Annotated in this window: 17 protein-coding genes; 12 read left to right on the forward strand and 5 right to left on the reverse strand. The window is 65.7% G+C overall.

Features of this window, described 5'->3' with window-relative positions; all coding sequences use genetic code 11:
- The first annotated feature begins 1 nt into the window (after position 1).
- From ACZ50Q_RS03995 to ACZ50Q_RS04010, 4 genes are all read left to right on the forward strand, one after another.
- The gene (locus ACZ50Q_RS03995) at positions 2-466 is read left to right on the forward strand and encodes an Imm30 family immunity protein (protein ID WP_464080640.1); all 465 of its coding nucleotides are present in this window, start codon (positions 2-4) and stop codon (positions 464-466) included.
- A 433-nt stretch (positions 467-899) separates the two neighbouring features.
- Entirely contained in the window at positions 900-1190 is a 291-nt protein-coding gene (locus ACZ50Q_RS04000) for a type II toxin-antitoxin system RelE/ParE family toxin (protein ID WP_464080641.1), read from the forward strand.
- On the forward strand, positions 1187-1483 hold the full coding sequence (locus ACZ50Q_RS04005) for a helix-turn-helix domain-containing protein (RefSeq protein WP_464080642.1): 297 nt from the start codon (positions 1187-1189) through the stop codon (positions 1481-1483). The genes ACZ50Q_RS04000 and ACZ50Q_RS04005 overlap by 4 nt, the downstream gene beginning before the upstream one ends.
- 39 nt (positions 1484-1522) lie before the next feature.
- Positions 1523-2773, forward strand: coding sequence for an IS256 family transposase (locus ACZ50Q_RS04010; protein ID WP_464080643.1), 1251 nt, complete (start codon positions 1523-1525; stop codon positions 2771-2773).
- A gap of 60 nt (positions 2774-2833) precedes the next feature.
- Here ACZ50Q_RS04010 and ACZ50Q_RS04015 read toward each other — a convergent pair whose 3' ends face one another.
- Complete coding sequence (locus tag ACZ50Q_RS04015; protein ID WP_464080644.1) at positions 2834-3871, reverse strand: DUF2235 domain-containing protein; 1038 nt, start codon at positions 3869-3871, stop codon at positions 2834-2836.
- 315 nt (positions 3872-4186) lie between these two features.
- On the reverse strand, positions 4187-4612 hold the full coding sequence (locus ACZ50Q_RS04020) for an organic hydroperoxide resistance protein (protein ID WP_464080645.1): 426 nt from the start codon (positions 4610-4612) through the stop codon (positions 4187-4189).
- 238 nt (positions 4613-4850) lie between these two features.
- Here ACZ50Q_RS04020 and ACZ50Q_RS04025 point away from each other — a divergent pair, with 238 nt between their 5' ends.
- Entirely contained in the window at positions 4851-5597 is a 747-nt protein-coding gene (locus ACZ50Q_RS04025) for a 5'-methylthioadenosine/adenosylhomocysteine nucleosidase (protein ID WP_464080646.1), read from the forward strand.
- Between the two features lie 18 nt (positions 5598-5615).
- Here the strand turns inward: ACZ50Q_RS04025 and ACZ50Q_RS04030 are convergent, their stop codons facing one another.
- The 3 genes from ACZ50Q_RS04030 to ACZ50Q_RS04040 all read right to left on the reverse strand — a co-directional run bounded on the left by ACZ50Q_RS04030 (position 5616) and on the right by ACZ50Q_RS04040 (position 7879).
- Positions 5616-6941 carry an ATP-binding protein gene (locus ACZ50Q_RS04030; protein ID WP_464080647.1) on the reverse strand — a complete coding sequence of 442 codons (1326 nt, stop codon included), beginning with the start codon at positions 6939-6941 and terminating at the stop codon, positions 5616-5618.
- Positions 6938-7678: a response regulator gene (locus ACZ50Q_RS04035; protein ID WP_092580933.1), complete on the reverse strand. Its 741-nt coding sequence runs from the start codon at positions 7676-7678 to the stop codon at positions 6938-6940. The genes ACZ50Q_RS04030 and ACZ50Q_RS04035 overlap by 4 nt, the downstream gene beginning before the upstream one ends.
- Before the next feature lie 69 nt (positions 7679-7747).
- Positions 7748-7879, reverse strand: a complete 132-nt coding sequence (locus ACZ50Q_RS04040; protein ID WP_255595163.1) for a hypothetical protein — start codon at positions 7877-7879, stop codon at positions 7748-7750.
- A gap of 173 nt (positions 7880-8052) precedes the next feature.
- On the opposite strand from ACZ50Q_RS04040, the gene ACZ50Q_RS04045 reads away from it, so the two are divergent.
- The 7 genes from ACZ50Q_RS04045 (at position 8053) to ACZ50Q_RS04075 (ending at position 13874) form a co-directional block, all read left to right on the forward strand.
- Entirely contained in the window at positions 8053-8739 is a 687-nt protein-coding gene (locus tag ACZ50Q_RS04045) for a cytochrome c biogenesis CcdA family protein (protein WP_464080648.1), read from the forward strand.
- Between the two features lie 17 nt (positions 8740-8756).
- The gene (locus ACZ50Q_RS04050; protein WP_464080649.1) at positions 8757-9272 is read left to right on the forward strand and encodes a thioredoxin family protein; all 516 of its coding nucleotides are present in this window, start codon (positions 8757-8759) and stop codon (positions 9270-9272) included.
- Between the two features lie 267 nt (positions 9273-9539).
- Positions 9540-10343, forward strand: coding sequence for a transporter substrate-binding domain-containing protein (locus ACZ50Q_RS04055; protein ID WP_254792045.1), 804 nt, complete (start codon positions 9540-9542; stop codon positions 10341-10343).
- A gap of 28 nt (positions 10344-10371) precedes the next feature.
- A complete protein-coding gene (locus ACZ50Q_RS04060; protein ID WP_092580939.1) occupies positions 10372-11085 on the forward strand; it encodes an amino acid ABC transporter permease in 714 nt (237 codons plus the stop codon).
- Positions 11082-11729 (forward strand): amino acid ABC transporter permease, encoded by a 648-nt coding sequence (locus tag ACZ50Q_RS04065; protein WP_464080650.1) that lies wholly within the window; start codon positions 11082-11084, stop codon positions 11727-11729. The genes ACZ50Q_RS04060 and ACZ50Q_RS04065 overlap by 4 nt, the downstream gene beginning before the upstream one ends.
- Positions 11730-11742: 13 nt before the next feature.
- Positions 11743-12579: an amino acid ABC transporter ATP-binding protein gene (locus ACZ50Q_RS04070; protein WP_464080651.1), complete on the forward strand. Its 837-nt coding sequence runs from the start codon at positions 11743-11745 to the stop codon at positions 12577-12579.
- Positions 12576-13874 (forward strand): M20 family metallo-hydrolase, encoded by a 1299-nt coding sequence (locus ACZ50Q_RS04075; protein ID WP_464080652.1) that lies wholly within the window; start codon positions 12576-12578, stop codon positions 13872-13874. Before ACZ50Q_RS04070 ends, ACZ50Q_RS04075 begins: the two co-directional genes overlap by 4 nt.
- Positions 13875-13916: the final 42 nt, after the last annotated feature.

A 13916-nucleotide genomic window follows, 5' to 3' on the forward strand; every position in this document is an offset into this window, starting at 1 on the left:
AATGTCAGAATCGCTGGGCACCGCATTATTGACGCTGAAACGGCTGGTCGCATCTTCTCGCGGAAGAAATGTTCCTGCGCTTGATGCGGCTGTTTCCAATGTGATGAAATTCAACGATTCCGAAAGTATAGGATTTTTGCTTCGTCTTCTTAGAGATGATTCGTTGTACGACGAAGGAGTGTTTTCGTTGGTTCATGCTGCGGAATCATTCGATGACGAAACTTACGTTCGCCGCTTTTTGGAGGTGGTGCCAGAATTGGTAAAAGAGGCGCCATCATGGGCTTCCGTGTTGATTGTTCGAATAATTAATAACGATTCTGCGCGGGGCGTCCTAATAGGTGATCTCAGGGAGGCTCCGATTAGCGCTAAAAATGCGGTGGCATGGCTTCTGGAGAGCATTAATAATGAAGATTCGTCTTTTATTGTGAAAACAATGGCGCCGTTACTCGCTGCAAAAGGTGCGTGAGCATGTGTTGTCTCTAGCGACTGAGTTGGGTTGATTTCGGAATCAAAGTGCTTAGTTATACTTTGCGGCACTCTAAACAGGGGTTATTAATGAATGTCTTCGGTTCCCCGCGGATTCTTCAAATCTCGAAGGGAATGTTTCGGAGCGACTGAATCCACAATTGCCAAAAGTAGGAACGCTACGCGGCCATGGCCACTTATCACGACAGATTGAGTGAGTCACAAGATCGACAATCCAAGCATTCACATCTTCGCGCCTATTCAGTGGACGCCGCTTTGTTTGGAAGAGGCGGCGCTGTCCGGCACGTCAGTAGAAATGGGAAGCGGCGGCGGGCGAATCGACACACTGAAGCTCCCAAATATACAAATATTTGTATAATTGGGTCGTGGTGGACCCGAGGGTCGTCAAGTTTCTTGGAGGTGCGCTGGATGACTTGCGCGTCTTCCCGCTGGTTGCACGGCGTGAAGCGGGCTATCAGATTGACCGAGTGCAGCATGGGCTGGAGCCGGACGACTGGAAGCCGATGAACACGGTCGGGCCAGAAGTACGGGAAATACGGATTCGTGACGCGACGAGTGCATTTCGAGTGCTCTACATCGCGAAGTTCTCCGATGCGGTTTATGTCCTGCATTGCTTCCGGAAGACGTCGGAGAAAACCAGCAAGACAGACTTGGACCTGGCCGCCAAGCGTTACCGGGACTTGTTGAAGGAACTGAACCTATGAGCAAGCAACAATACGGCAGTGTGTGGGATGCCCTCGAAGACACGCCCGCTGACGCTGAGAACATGAAGCTGCGTTCAGTGCTGATGATGGCCTTGGCGAATCACATCAGGCAGTCCGAGATGAACCAGGCGCAGGCTGCACGGCTGTTCGGTGTAACTCAGCCCCGGATCTCCGACATGATGCGGGGCAAGATCAATCTGTTTGGTCTGGATGCGTTGGTGAATATGGCCGCAGCGGCCGGTTTGCACGTGGAAATGCGCGTGCACGAAGCGGCTGACGGGGCCTGTCAGTAATTTCGTGTTCAAGGCATAACATGCGTCCAAGGAGCATTTATGCCACGCAACCCGAAGTCCAAGCTGGCGGATCTGCCGGCTATTCCCCCTGAGCTGTTGGCGTCGTTCGGTGACGGTCCGATGACGGCCGAAGCGATCAACGCCGCCTCACTGGCCTTCAAGAAGGCCCTGATCGAGCGTGCGTTCAGCGGTGAGATGAACCATCACCTGGCCTACCCCAGCGGTGCCGCCAAGCCCGCCGATGTCGCCAACCAGCGCAACGGCAAGGGTGCCAAGACAGTACTCACCGGGGAAGGCCCTGTGCGTATCGAGGTGCCGCGCGACCGCGACGGCAGCTTCGCGCCGCTGCTTATCCCGAAGCACGAGCGGCGTTTCACGGGCTTTGACGACAAGATTGTCGCCATGTACGCCCGAGGCATGACGGTGCGCGAGATCCAGGGATTTTTGCTGGAGCAATACGCCACCGAGGTCTCGCCCGAGTTCATCAGCTCGGTGACCGATGAGGTCATGGCCGAGGTCACTGCCTGGCAGTCCCGGCCGCTGGAACCCATGTACCCGGTCGTGTTCGTCGACGCGCTGCGGGTCAAGATCCGCGAGGACGCCGTCGTACGCAACAAGGCCATCTACCTGGCGCTGGGCGTGTTGCCAGACGGATCGAGGGAGATCCTGGGCCTTTGGATCGAAGGCACCGAAGGCGCCAAGTTCTGGATGAAGGTCTTCAACGATCTGAAGACGCGAGGCGTGGGAGATATCCTGATCGCCGTGACCGACGGCCTGAAGGGCATGCCCGAGGCCCTGGGTGCAGTATTCCCCGCGACCACGCTGCAAACCTGCATCGTGCACCTGATCCGCAACAGCCTCGATTACGCCACCTGGAAGGACCGCAAGGCGCTTGCCGCGGCGATCCGGCCCATCTACACGGCCGCGAGTGCTGAGGCGGCCCAGGCCGAGCTCGACGCCTTTTCTGAAGGCCCATGGGGTCAGAAATTCCCGACGATCCGCGCCGCGTGGCGCAGCGCCTGGGACCGCGTGATTCCCTTCTTCGCATTTCCGCCGGAAGTGCGCCGGGTGATCTATACGACCAACGCCATCGAGAGCATCAATGCCCAGTTGCGCAAGATTATCAAGACCCGCGGGCACTTCCCATCTGACGACGCCGCCACCAAGCTCATCTGGCTGGCCCTGCGCAATATCACCGCAGACTGGGGACGGCCTGCTCGCGACTGGAAGCAGGCCATGAACCAATTCGCTATCATCTACGAGGATCGGTTTATCAGACCCTCCGTGTAAGTCTTAACCCCGCCTTGAACACGGAATTTCTGACACCCCCATCGCCGCGGGCGGACAACCCTACTTCCCCACCTCCAACTCCCCCAACGCATCCCTGAAATCCGGATACTCCCTCAAGAACGCCTGGTTCCTCTCAAACCGCCTGACCAGCCGATCGTCGATCGTCAGGTTCAGCACTGTCTCCCTATCCCACAGCCTCGGCCGCTTCTTCACCGGAATCGGCACCTTCTCCGTGAATTCCTTGTACGAGTCATGCGGCTCGCATTGCTCGTAGTCGGTGGAGATCCGCTGCACCGTGCCCGCCTCCAATCCCGCCTGCCGCGCCTTTTCCTGCAGCCATGATGCGGGCAGCGTCTGCAGGCTTCCGTCCTGGTACCCGCCGCCCACGTCGGAGTGCGCGCCGATGAACCAGCGCTGTTCGACGGGCAGGTGGGCCGGGCGGGGCGGGGAGCCGGCTCGGCGGGTCCATAGCGTCGGGAAATAGGGCTCGCGGTATTCGTTGGTGGCGATGGCGTGGTAGGCGTTCAGGACGTGGTTGCTCAGTTCCGTGTCGTGGAAGTTGTAGAACCCGGAGAAGCCGGGAAACGGGATGCCGCCGACCGGGATGCCCAGGCTGCCCACGGTGTCCCAGACGCCGACGAAGTGCAGGTCGGTTTCGCGCGAGAACCGGTCGCGGAAGGCGGCGGCTTCGATGGAGGACGGCGCGCAGTCGTCGCGGTACAGCGCGTAGGCCTCGGCGACGCCGTCTTCGGTGGGATTTTTCAGCAGGCCGCATTTGCGCACCATGCCCGCTAGGCTGCGGGCGGAGTAGGCGCCGCGGCTGAAGCCGAAGAGGAAGATGCGGTCGCCGGCCTCGTGGCGCTGGCACAGCCAGCGGTAGCCTTGCCGGATGTTGGCGGACAGCCCCGCGCCGAAGGCGCCGCCCATGAATTTGTCGATGGCGGACCACAGGCCCTGGCCTTGGGTGCCCACGCCCTCGATGTAGAGCGTTTCCTGCGTGCTGGTTTCGGGCGCGGCTTTGTACAGCTCGTAGACGTTGGTGCGGTCGTTGGGTTCGTTCCAGGTTCCGTCGAAGAATACGGCAAGGTTCTTCACCATGATCGTCTCCCACACACAGATAGAGTCTTTCGATACCTCTGTCGCCGGCTGGGACCACGCCTGCGTGACGCACGCTATCACGCACGGCAGGCCCGGCAGGGCGCGTGGTTTCCCTGCTGCATGGATGTACACCATCTTTTTGCCTAGCTAGCGGCGCGATATGCGTCGCCTTGCCGGGGCGCGAGGGGCAGCTGCAGAACTCAGAGTACGCCTTTACTACGGAATCAGCAGCAATCCGATGCCGGTTTGGATGGTATCCGCGAGGCACAAAAAAGCGGCCCGAAGGCCGCTGGCTGACGCGTCGCGGGGCGCCTGTCAGACGATCTCGAACCGCACGTCGATGTTGTCGCGGATGGCGCGCGAATAGGGGCAGAGCTGGTGCGCCGATTCGACCAGCAATTGCTTCTGGTCGGCGGTCAGGCCGGGCAGCGAGACGGCCAGGGTGACGCCCAGGGCGAAATTCTCGCCGTTGTCGACCTTGCCCAGCGAAACGCTGGCGTCGATGGCGACGTCGCGCGGCACGGTGATGCCTTGGGTGGCCCCGGCGCGCTTGATGGCGCCCATGAAGCAGGCGGAGTAGCCCACGCCGAAGAGCTGTTCGGGATTGGTGCCGGGCTTGCCCGATCCGGGCGTGCTGAGCGTCACGTCCAGCGCGCCGTCGCTGCTGCGTCCCGACCCCTCGCGGCCGGCGGTGGTGTGGGTGTGCGCGGTGTAGAGGACCTGCTCAAGTTGCTTTGCCATGATGACTCCAGGGTGTCGGCGCGGCCGGGCTGCGCCAGTGGGTTGAGAGCCTGCATTGCAACAAGGCGCTGTATCGGCCATGTGTCCGGGACGCGGCGGGATGGCATCGCGACGTGTCGAAGGGGCCGCCGGATACGCTGCGATACAAACCGCGCAGGCGTTGGCGGACGCGATGGCAATGGAGTATGTTGCGCGCTGGCGGCGCGAGGCCGCGCATCAATCACGGAAGAAGAACATCATGGGACGTCTTGCCATCCTGGGCGCGCTGCACGAAGAAATCGCCGACCTGCTGGCGGCGATGGATCCGGGCGCGCAGACCCGCCGCATCGCCATGCGCGATTTCCAGGTGGGTAGCCTGTGGGGCACGCCCTGCGTGATCGCGCTCAGCCGCATCGGCAAGGTGGCCGCCGCGGCCACGGCGTCGATCGTGATCCAGGAATTCGGGGTGTCGCGGGTGATCTTCACGGGCCTGGCGGGCGGCCTGCATCCGCGGGTGCGGGTGGGCGACGTGGTCGTGGCCGACGCGCTGATGCAGCACGACATGGACGCGCGGCCATTGTTCGGCCGGCATGAAATCCCCCTGCTGGGGCGCGAGCGTTTCGAAGCCGATCCGGCCCTGAGCGCGCTGCTGCTGGAAAGCGCTCGGGAATTCGCGGGCAACGGCGGCCTGCCGTCCGCGTCCGCGCCGCCGCAGGTTCACCACGGCCTGATCGCGACGGGGGACGTGTTCGTCAACGACAACGACCTGGCCCACGCGCTGCGCGAACGTCTGCCCGAGGCGCTGTGCCTGGAAATGGAGGGAGCCGCGATGGCGCAGGTCTGCCATGAGTTCGGCGTGCCGTTCGCCGTGATGCGCATCATCTCCGACAGCGCCGACCACGCAGCGAAGGCGGACTTCACGGATTTCCTGGTGAACCTGGCGCGTGTGTACTCGGCCGGCATCCTGAAGCCGCTGCTGCAGTCGGGCGCGCTGCGGGGCGCGTAACGCGGTCCCGGCCGGAAACTACAGGCCGATCGCCGCGATCCTGACTTCGGCCGACAAGCCGCCGCCCTCGCGGTTGCTCAGGACCAGCGCGCCGCCCAACGCCGCCGCCAGTTGGTGCGCGATGGCCAGCCCAAGACCGGTACCGCCGGTATCGCGGCTGCGCGAGCTTTCCAGGCGGTAAAAAGGTTGCAGCACCGCGTCCAGTTCCCCCGCCGGGATGCCCGGCCCGCGATCCAGCACGAAGATCGACAGGCGTCCGCCGTCCCGCGCCGCCACACGCACTTCGGCCGCGCCGGCGAACTTCAGCGCGTTGTCGATCAGGTTGCCCAGGATGCGCCGCAGCGCATGCGGGCGCGTGGACAGCGCCGGCGCGGCGTCGCCCGTCAGGCTGACGTCCTTGCCGGTGTCCTGGTAGTCGCACACCAGGCTGTCCAGGAAGGCGTTCAGGTCGATGCGCGCAGGCGGCTCGGCCTTGCCATGCGCGCTGCGGGCATAGTCGATGCCTTCGCGCACCAGGCGTTCCACCTCGTTCAGGTCCTGCGCCAGCTTGTCGCGGTCGGTGGACGGGTCCATGAATTCGGTGCGCAGCTTCATGCGCGTGATGGGCGTCTGCAAGTCGTGCGAGATCGCGCCCAGCATCTGCATGCGCTCGGCGACGTGGGCCGCGATGCGGTCCTGCATGGCGTTGAAGGCGACGGCGGCATGCGCGACCTCGGCGGGGCCGGCTTCGTCCAGCAGGGGGCTTTTCTGGTCGGGATCCAGATCCTCGGCCGCGCGGGCCAGGCGCGTCAGGGGGCGGACGACCAGGCGCACGGCCAGCCAGGCGCAGCCGGCGAGCAGCAGAAGCTGTACGCCCAGCACGCCAAACAGCCACGGCGCCGGCCGCATGCGGGACAGTTCGATGTCCAGGATCGCCGGCTGGCCGTCGGACAGCACGACGCGGGCCTGGATGTGGCGCGGATCGTCGGCCATGGCGCGCACCGTCACCGGCCGCTCCGGTCCCAGCGCGGCCTCGATCGATTGCGCGGCGGTGCGCGCCGCGTCATTGGACAGCGGCTGGTCGGCCTTGCCGTCGCCCAGCAGGTACTGGCGGTTGCTGCTGGACAGGCGCGGCAGCCACGCGGGGCGCTCGGCGGCGGGCAGCCGGTCCAGGATGTCCATGGCGATGGCGACGTCGCGCTCCAGGTCGCCCAGCATCATGTTGCGGGTGGCGCTGTAACGCTCATAAAAGAGCGACGCGAACGACAGGCCATAGGCCAGGACCAGGCCCGCCAGGAAAATCAGGAACAGCCGGGCGACCAGCGTGCGGGGCCAGGTGAACGGGCGCGGCGCGGCGGCGTTCACTGGCTGGAATCCGAGACGTCGACCGCGGCGGAGAAGACATAGCCTTCGCTGCGCACGGTCTTGATGTACATGGGCTCGCGCGCGTCTTCGCGCAGCCGCTGGCGCAGGCGGCTGACCAGGAGGTCGATGGAGCGCCCGAAGAAATCGGCATCGCGGCCCTGCGTCAGGTTCAAAAGCTGGTCGCGGTTGAGCACGCGCTGCGGATGATCGAGGAAGACGCGCAGCAGCCGGTATTCCGCGCCGCTGAGCGACACGATGGTGCCGTCGGCGTCCAGCAGGTGGCGCGCGGTGGTGTCCAGCCGCCAGGCGCCGAAGGCGATCTCGCGGCCCGGTTCGGTCACCTGGAAGTTGGGCGGCAGCATGCGCGTGCGGCGCAGGATCGCCTTGATGCGCGCCAGCAGTTCGCGCGCCACGAAGGGCTTGACCAGGTAGTCGTCCGCGCCCATCTCCAGGCCCAGGACGCGGTCCATGTCGTCGCCGCGCGCCGTCAGCATCAGGATGGGAATGCGGCGGTGCTTGCCGCTGCGCAGTTCGCGGCACAGCACCAGGCCGTCGTCGCCGGGCATCATGAGGTCCAGCACGATCAGGTCGACGGACAGGCTTTCCAGCAGGGATCGCATCTGCCGTCCATCGGCGGCCAGCGTGACCGTCAGGCCGTTCTTCCTGAGGAAGCCGCCGGCAAGCTCACGGATTTCCCGATCGTCGTCCACGATCATGACGTGGTCTATGTGATCCATCTGCGGGTGCCTTCTATTGGGTGGTGAGGGCGCGGCTGCCGCGCCCGTCCGGTTCAAGAATTCTAGGTCCTAGCGCTCGCCCGGGGGCAGGGGATCGCGGCGCGGGCGGGTGTTCGAGATGAGCTGGCACTGGAAGGGCTTGGCGGCTTCGGCGGTGAAGCCGCCAAAGAGCAGCAGCAGTACGGCAAGAAAGCGCTTCATGAGAGGCTCCGCTTATCGGGTTGAACGCTTTATAGCGCCGCCCCGGCCGGCAAGTGTGTCGTACTGTATACGCCCTGGCGGCGGATACACGCGCTTGAAAAAATGCCCCGATCCGGCACATGGCGGATACGTGCGGCGGGTGCAATGGGGTCACTTTCCAAAGGACGACCCCCATGGACCTCATCAACACTCCCATCGCTCTGCTTGCCGGCATGCTGACCATCGCGTCGCCCTGCGTGCTGCCCCTGTTGCCGGTGCTGCTGGGCACCTCGCTGGAACGCGGCGACCGGCTGCGCCCCGTGTTCGTCGTGTCGGGCTTCGTGCTGGCGTTCGCCGGTCTGGGGATCGCGCTCAGTCTTATCTCCAACCTGAATGAACATGTGCACGAAGCCGTGCGCTCGGCCTCCATCGTGCTGCTGGTGCTGTTCGGCCTGGCGCGAATCTGGCCCCAACCCTACGACCGCCTGATCGCCTATGTGGGCGGCCCGTTGCAGCGCCTGGCGGCCGCGGGCGGCACGGGCAGCGGCAATGCCGGCGGCTTCGTGCTGGGCCTGTCTTTGGGCGCCGTGTGGACGCCCTGCGCCGGGCCGGTGCTGGCGTCGATCCTGGTGCTGGCCGCCAAGGCGCAGGACCTCGTGCAGTCCAGCACGCTGCTGCTGGTGTTCGCCATCGGCGCGGGCGTGCCCATGCTGGTGATCGCCTATGGCGGGCAGGCCATCGCCACCCGGGTGCGCGGCCTGTCGCGCCACACGCACCGACTGCAGCAGGGATTCGGCGTGCTGCTGGTCCTGACCGCCATCGCCATCCATTTCCAGTACGACGTCCTGGCCTATGCCTGGATCGCCAACCTGTTCGCCTGACCGACAAGGAGTCAACCATGTACGCGACATTCAAGAAGATTGCCCTGGGCGCGCTGATCGCGACGACCCTGATGCAAGGGGCCGCGCAGGCCGCGCCCCAGGCCCCGGAATTCACCGGCATCGAGACATGGCTCAATAGCGAGCCGCTGACGATGGAATCGCTGCGCGGCAAGGTGGTGCTGGTGGATTTCTGGACCTACACCTGCATCAACTGCATCCGCACGCTGCCCTACGTCACGAGCTGGTATCAGAAGTACAAGGACCAGGGCCTGGTGGTGGTGGGCGTGCACACGCCGGAGTTTCCCTTCGAGCGGTCCACGCCCAATGTGGCAAAAGCGCTGCAACGCTACGGCATCACCTATCCGGTGGCGCAGGACAACCGCTACGCCACGTGGACCGCCTACCGCAACCAGTATTGGCCCGCGGCCTACCTGATCGACAAGCAGGGCAGGATCGTCTACAGCCACTTTGGCGAAGGCCGCTACAAGGAAACCGAGGCGCAGATCCAGCGGTTGCTGGCGGAGCCGGGCTGAAAGCCGTCGCCGTCCCACACGGGTATCCGGCGGGCGGGCGCCACCAATCTGGTGCCCGCCCGCGCCGCATATCGCACCAGCCTGGTGCGCGACAGCCCTGCGTATTCCCCTTTCCCCACGCAAACCAGTTGGCATGAAACTTGCTTGATATTCATGCAAGTGACTTGCATACAGTGCGAGTGACTTACATAGCCGGGCGCCTGCCCGGTCCGGATACTCAGACACAGGGGAAATGTCATGCTGTTACGCCGCGTATTCGCTGGAGCGATGTCTTTATTCATGGCCGGCGCCGCGCACAGCGCCGATCTGCTGGACACGATCAAGAGCAAGAAAGAGATCGTGGTGGGCACCGAAGCGCAATTCGCGCCGTTCGAATTTGTGCAGGACGGCAAGATCGTGGGCTATGGGCCGGACCTGATGAATCTCATCCTGGCCGATGCGCCGGGCGTGAAGGTCAAGCAGTTCGACGTGCCGTTCCAGGGCATCCTGCCGGGCTTGGCGACCAAGCGCTTCGATTTCGTGGTGACGTCGGTCACCATGACCAAGGACCGCGCCGCCAAGTTCGCGTTCACGGTGCCGATTGCCGACGCCACGACGGCGCTGGTCAAGCGCAAGGACGACGCGGCGCTGACCGACCCGGCGGGCATCGCGGGCAAGGTCGTCGGCTCGCAGGCGGGGTCCGCGCAGTTGAAGGCCCTGCAGGACTATGCCAAGAAGCTCCAGGCCGACGGCAAGCCTGCCGTCACCATCCGCGAATACGTCAGTTTCGATGAGGCCTACGCCGACCTCGCGGCTGGCCGTCTGTCGGCGGTGGCGCAATCGCTTGCCAACCTGGCGACGCTGGTGAAGACCCGTTCGGATGTGTATGCGGTGATCGACCAGCCGATCGGCCCGAAGACGTACTTCGGCTGGGTCGGGCGCAAGGACGCGGACAGCGCGTCGCTGGTGAAGTTCTTCTCCGACGGGATCGCGCGCGCGGCCAAGTCCGGCCAGTTGCAGGCGCTGCAGACCAAGTGGTTCGGTTTCACGATGGACGTGCCCACCGACTCGGTGCCGGCGCCGGAACTGTGATTCTCATCCGTCCCGGGAGCATCGCGCGATGAACGCCGACACTTTTGCCGACCGCCTTGCGGCGTACCTGCCCGTGCTGCTGCACGGCGCCGGCATGACGCTGATCGTGGCGGCGCTGGCCATCGTCGCGGGCTTTGCGCTGGGCGCGGCGCTGCTGGGCCTGTCGCTGCACCGCCAGGGCCGTGGGCCGCTGGCGCGCGCCGTGGCGCTGTACGTCAGCTTCTTTCGCGGCACGCCGTTGCTGGTGCAGCTTCTGATGCTGTTCTACCTGCCCAGCGCGTTCGGCGTGGACCTGCCGCCACTGCTGGTGGCCGTGCTGGCCATGAGCCTGAATTCCGGGGCGTTCCAGTCGGAGATCCTGCGCGCGGGCCTGGCCGCGGTCCCCAAAGGGCAGATCGAAGCCGCGGCCATCTTCGGCCTGTCGCCGCAGCAGGTCTTCCGCTATGTGCAGTTGCCCCAGGTGGCGCGGGCCGTCTGGCCCGCCCTGGTGTCCGAGGCCATCGACGTGGTGAAGAACTCGTCGATCGTGTCGGTAATCGCCGTGGCGGAACTGGCGCGCGGGGGCCGGCAGATCGTGGCGGCGAATTTCCGTCCGCTCGAGGTCTACCTGACCGTGGGCGCGACCTATCTGCTGATGACCGGCGCGATCTTTGCGCTGGGCGCCTGGCTGGGCAAGCGGATGGGACAAGGGCGGCGCGCCAGCGCCGCAGTGATGAACCGCATCGCCATCAACAAGACATGATCGACCTGACTCTGCTGGGCCAGTTGCTGCCCGTCTTTGGCACTGCCGCATTGCGCACGGTGGCCCTGGTGGCCGCCGGGCTGGCGGGCGGCCTGGCGCTGGGCTTTCTGATGCACCTGCTGCGCGAAACGCGGGTGGCGGCGCTGGCGTGGATCTACTGGGCGTACACGGCCGTCTGGCGCGGCGTGCCGTTCCTGATTCATCTCTTCATCGTGTATTTCGGGCTGCCGGCGGTGGGGATATCCATGGACCCCTTCGTTGCAGCAGCCGTGACGCTGTCCGTGTATGGCGGCGCGTACTTCGCCGAGATTTTCCGGGCGTGCTGGCAGACCATCCCGCGCGGGCAGATCGAGGCCGCGCGCTGCATGGGCCTGACGCGGCGCCAGGTGTTCCTGCGCATCGAGTGTCCGCAGGCCCTGCGCGCCAGCGTCCCGCTCATCGTGAACCAGACCATCCTGCTGATGAAGGAGTCGGCCCTGGCGTCGGTGATCACCTACCCGGAACTGACGATGACCGCCGGCAAGGTGGTGTCCGAACAGTTTGTGTACATCGAGCCCTATCTGCTGCTGGCGCTGAGCTATTGGGCGCTGTCGTTGCTGATCAACCGCCTGGGCAGGCTGCTGGCGCGGCGCGTGGCGCTGTGAGGAATTGCGAACCATGAATACACCCCAACCCGTTCCCATGCTGTCGCTGCGCGGCGTGGGCAAATCGTTCGATGGCCACCCGGTGCTGGCCGGCGTGGACCTGGACGTGATGCAGGGCGAGGTCGTGACCTTGATCGGTCCTTCGGGCTCCGGCAAGACCACGCTGCTGCGCTGCATGAACTTCCTGGAAGCCTATGACCAAGGACAAGTGCAGGTGCGCGGCGCCTTGCTGGGCTACCGCCGCGGGCCGTCGGGCCAGTTGCTGCCCGAATCCGACCGCGTCGTGGCAGAGGTGCGCGCGCCGCTGGCGATGGTGTTCCAGCAGTTCAATCTGTGGCCGCACATGACGGCGCTGGCCAACGTCATGGCGCCGCTGACCCTGGCCAAGGGCATGCGGCCGGACCGCGCGCGCAAGGTGGCCGCCGACGCCCTGGACCGGGTGGGCATGGCCGCGAAGGCCGACTCCCTGCCGGCCAACCTCAGTGGCGGCCAGCAGCAGCGCGTCGGCATCGCCCGCGCGCTGGCGGTGGGACCCGAGGCGATGTTGCTGGATGAGCCGACGTCGGCGCTGGACCCCGAACTGGTGGACGAAGTGCTGGAGGTCATCAAGTCCCTGTCGCGCGAGGGCATGACGATGGTGATGGTGACCCACGAAATGAGCTTCGCGGCCGAGGTGTCCGATCGCATCGTCTTCATGGAAAAGGGGCGCGTCGTCACGATCGGCACGCCCGACCAGATCATCCGTCGGCCCGAGCATCCGCGCGTGCAGGCGTTTCTGCAGCCCTGGATCCGGCGCAGCCTGGGCGACACCGCGCGGCGGGACGCCATCGCGGCGGGAGCGTCGCAATGAACATCAACGGATTCGATGCCGCCGCCGACGCGCTGGCGCAAGCGGTCCAGGCGCAACGCCTTGCGCAACGCCTGCGCGGATTGGCGCGGCACGGCGGCGTGCCGACTGGCGGCGTGGCGCGGCAGGCCCTGACGCACGAGGAGCTGGCGGCACGCCGCTGGCTGGCGCAGGACTTTGCCGCCCGGCCGGGCTATCGCGTCGGCATCGACGCGGCGGCCAATGTGTATGTGCGCCGGTGCGGCGTGGACGCCGGGGCCGCGCCAGTCATGACGGGCAGCCATGTGGACACCCAGCCGCTGGGCGGCTGGCTGGACGGCGCCTTTGGCGTGGTGGCGGGCCTGGAGGTCTTCGACGCGCTGGATAGCCTGGGCGTCGCGACGCGCCGGCCGCTCGACGTCGTCATGTGGACCAACGAGGAAGGGTCGCGCTTCGCGCCGGGGCTGATGGGCGCGGTGTCGTTCACCGCCCCGCAGCGGCTGGCGGACTTTCTGCCCGTCGCCGACAGCGCGGGCGTGGCGTTCGAGACCGCGCGCGACCAGGCCGTCACGGACTTCGAGACGCACGCGCAGCGCCACGGCTGGTCCTGGATGGACCGCCCGCTGGGCGCGCCCGTGCACGCCTACGTGGAAGCCCATATCGAACAGGGACCGGTCCTGGAGGCGCAGGGCCTGCAGGTCGGATGCGTGACCGCGATCCAGGGCGTGCGCTGGTACCGCGTGAGCGTGCCCGGTCGCAGCGCCCATGCGGGCACGACGCCGCTTGCCAACCGCGACGATGCGCAGGCCAAGGCCATCGCCATGGCGCACGCCGTGCTGGGCCACGCCAGGGACTGCGGCGATGAACGGCTGCGCGTCACGATCGGCCGCTGGGAATGCCTGCCGGGCTCCATCAACACGATCGCCGACCACGTGAGCTTCACGGTCGATGCGCGCCATCCGGATGCCGAGGCGCTGGACGCGGTGCGCGCCGCGATGGACGCGGCGCTGCCCGACGGCGCGCGCATCGAGGTCTTGCAGGACAAGCCGACCGTGCAGTTTGCGCCGGACCTGGTGGCCCTGGCCACCGCGGGCTGCGAGGCCCTGGGCATGCGGCACCGCCAGATGCTGTCGGGCGCGTTCCACGACGCCATGCCGATGGCGGGCTTCTGCCCCACCGCGATGCTGTTCGCGCCCAGCATCGCGGGCGTCAGCCACCATCCGGCCGAAGACACGCCCATTGAGGACCTCGCCGCCTGCACCCAGGTGCTGGCCTGGTGCCTGCTCAAGCTGGCCGAACCCGCGCCCGCGTCCACATAAACACCCAAACCCGGGCCGGAATGCCGGACCTGGACATCCAAT

It is taken from the genome of Achromobacter sp. T5-5, assembly GCF_055397965.1.

Coding starts and splice junctions, on each gene's coding strand:
- ACZ50Q_RS04065 (WP_464080650.1), top strand. CDS start 11,082: ATGATCGACCTGACTCTGCTGGGCCAGTTGCTGCCCGTCTTTGGCACT.
- ACZ50Q_RS04005 (WP_464080642.1), top strand. CDS start 1,187: ATGAGCAAGCAACAATACGGCAGTGTGTGGGATGCCCTCGAAGACACG.
- ACZ50Q_RS04050 (WP_464080649.1), top strand. CDS start 8,757: ATGTACGCGACATTCAAGAAGATTGCCCTGGGCGCGCTGATCGCGACG.
- ACZ50Q_RS04045 (WP_464080648.1), top strand. CDS start 8,053: ATGGACCTCATCAACACTCCCATCGCTCTGCTTGCCGGCATGCTGACC.
- ACZ50Q_RS04075 (WP_464080652.1), top strand. CDS start 12,576: ATGAACATCAACGGATTCGATGCCGCCGCCGACGCGCTGGCGCAAGCG.
- ACZ50Q_RS04010 (WP_464080643.1), top strand. CDS start 1,523: ATGCCACGCAACCCGAAGTCCAAGCTGGCGGATCTGCCGGCTATTCCC.
- ACZ50Q_RS04055 (WP_254792045.1), top strand. CDS start 9,540: ATGTCTTTATTCATGGCCGGCGCCGCGCACAGCGCCGATCTGCTGGAC.
- ACZ50Q_RS04035 (WP_092580933.1), bottom strand. CDS start 7,678: ATGGATCACATAGACCACGTCATGATCGTGGACGACGATCGGGAAATC.
- ACZ50Q_RS04020 (WP_464080645.1), bottom strand. CDS start 4,612: ATGGCAAAGCAACTTGAGCAGGTCCTCTACACCGCGCACACCCACACC.
- ACZ50Q_RS04060 (WP_092580939.1), top strand. CDS start 10,372: ATGAACGCCGACACTTTTGCCGACCGCCTTGCGGCGTACCTGCCCGTG.
- ACZ50Q_RS04040 (WP_255595163.1), bottom strand. CDS start 7,879: ATGAAGCGCTTTCTTGCCGTACTGCTGCTGCTCTTTGGCGGCTTCACC.
- ACZ50Q_RS04070 (WP_464080651.1), top strand. CDS start 11,743: ATGAATACACCCCAACCCGTTCCCATGCTGTCGCTGCGCGGCGTGGGC.
- ACZ50Q_RS04025 (WP_464080646.1), top strand. CDS start 4,851: ATGGGACGTCTTGCCATCCTGGGCGCGCTGCACGAAGAAATCGCCGAC.
- ACZ50Q_RS04015 (WP_464080644.1), bottom strand. CDS start 3,871: ATGGTGAAGAACCTTGCCGTATTCTTCGACGGAACCTGGAACGAACCC.
- ACZ50Q_RS03995 (WP_464080640.1), top strand. CDS start 2: ATGTCAGAATCGCTGGGCACCGCATTATTGACGCTGAAACGGCTGGTC.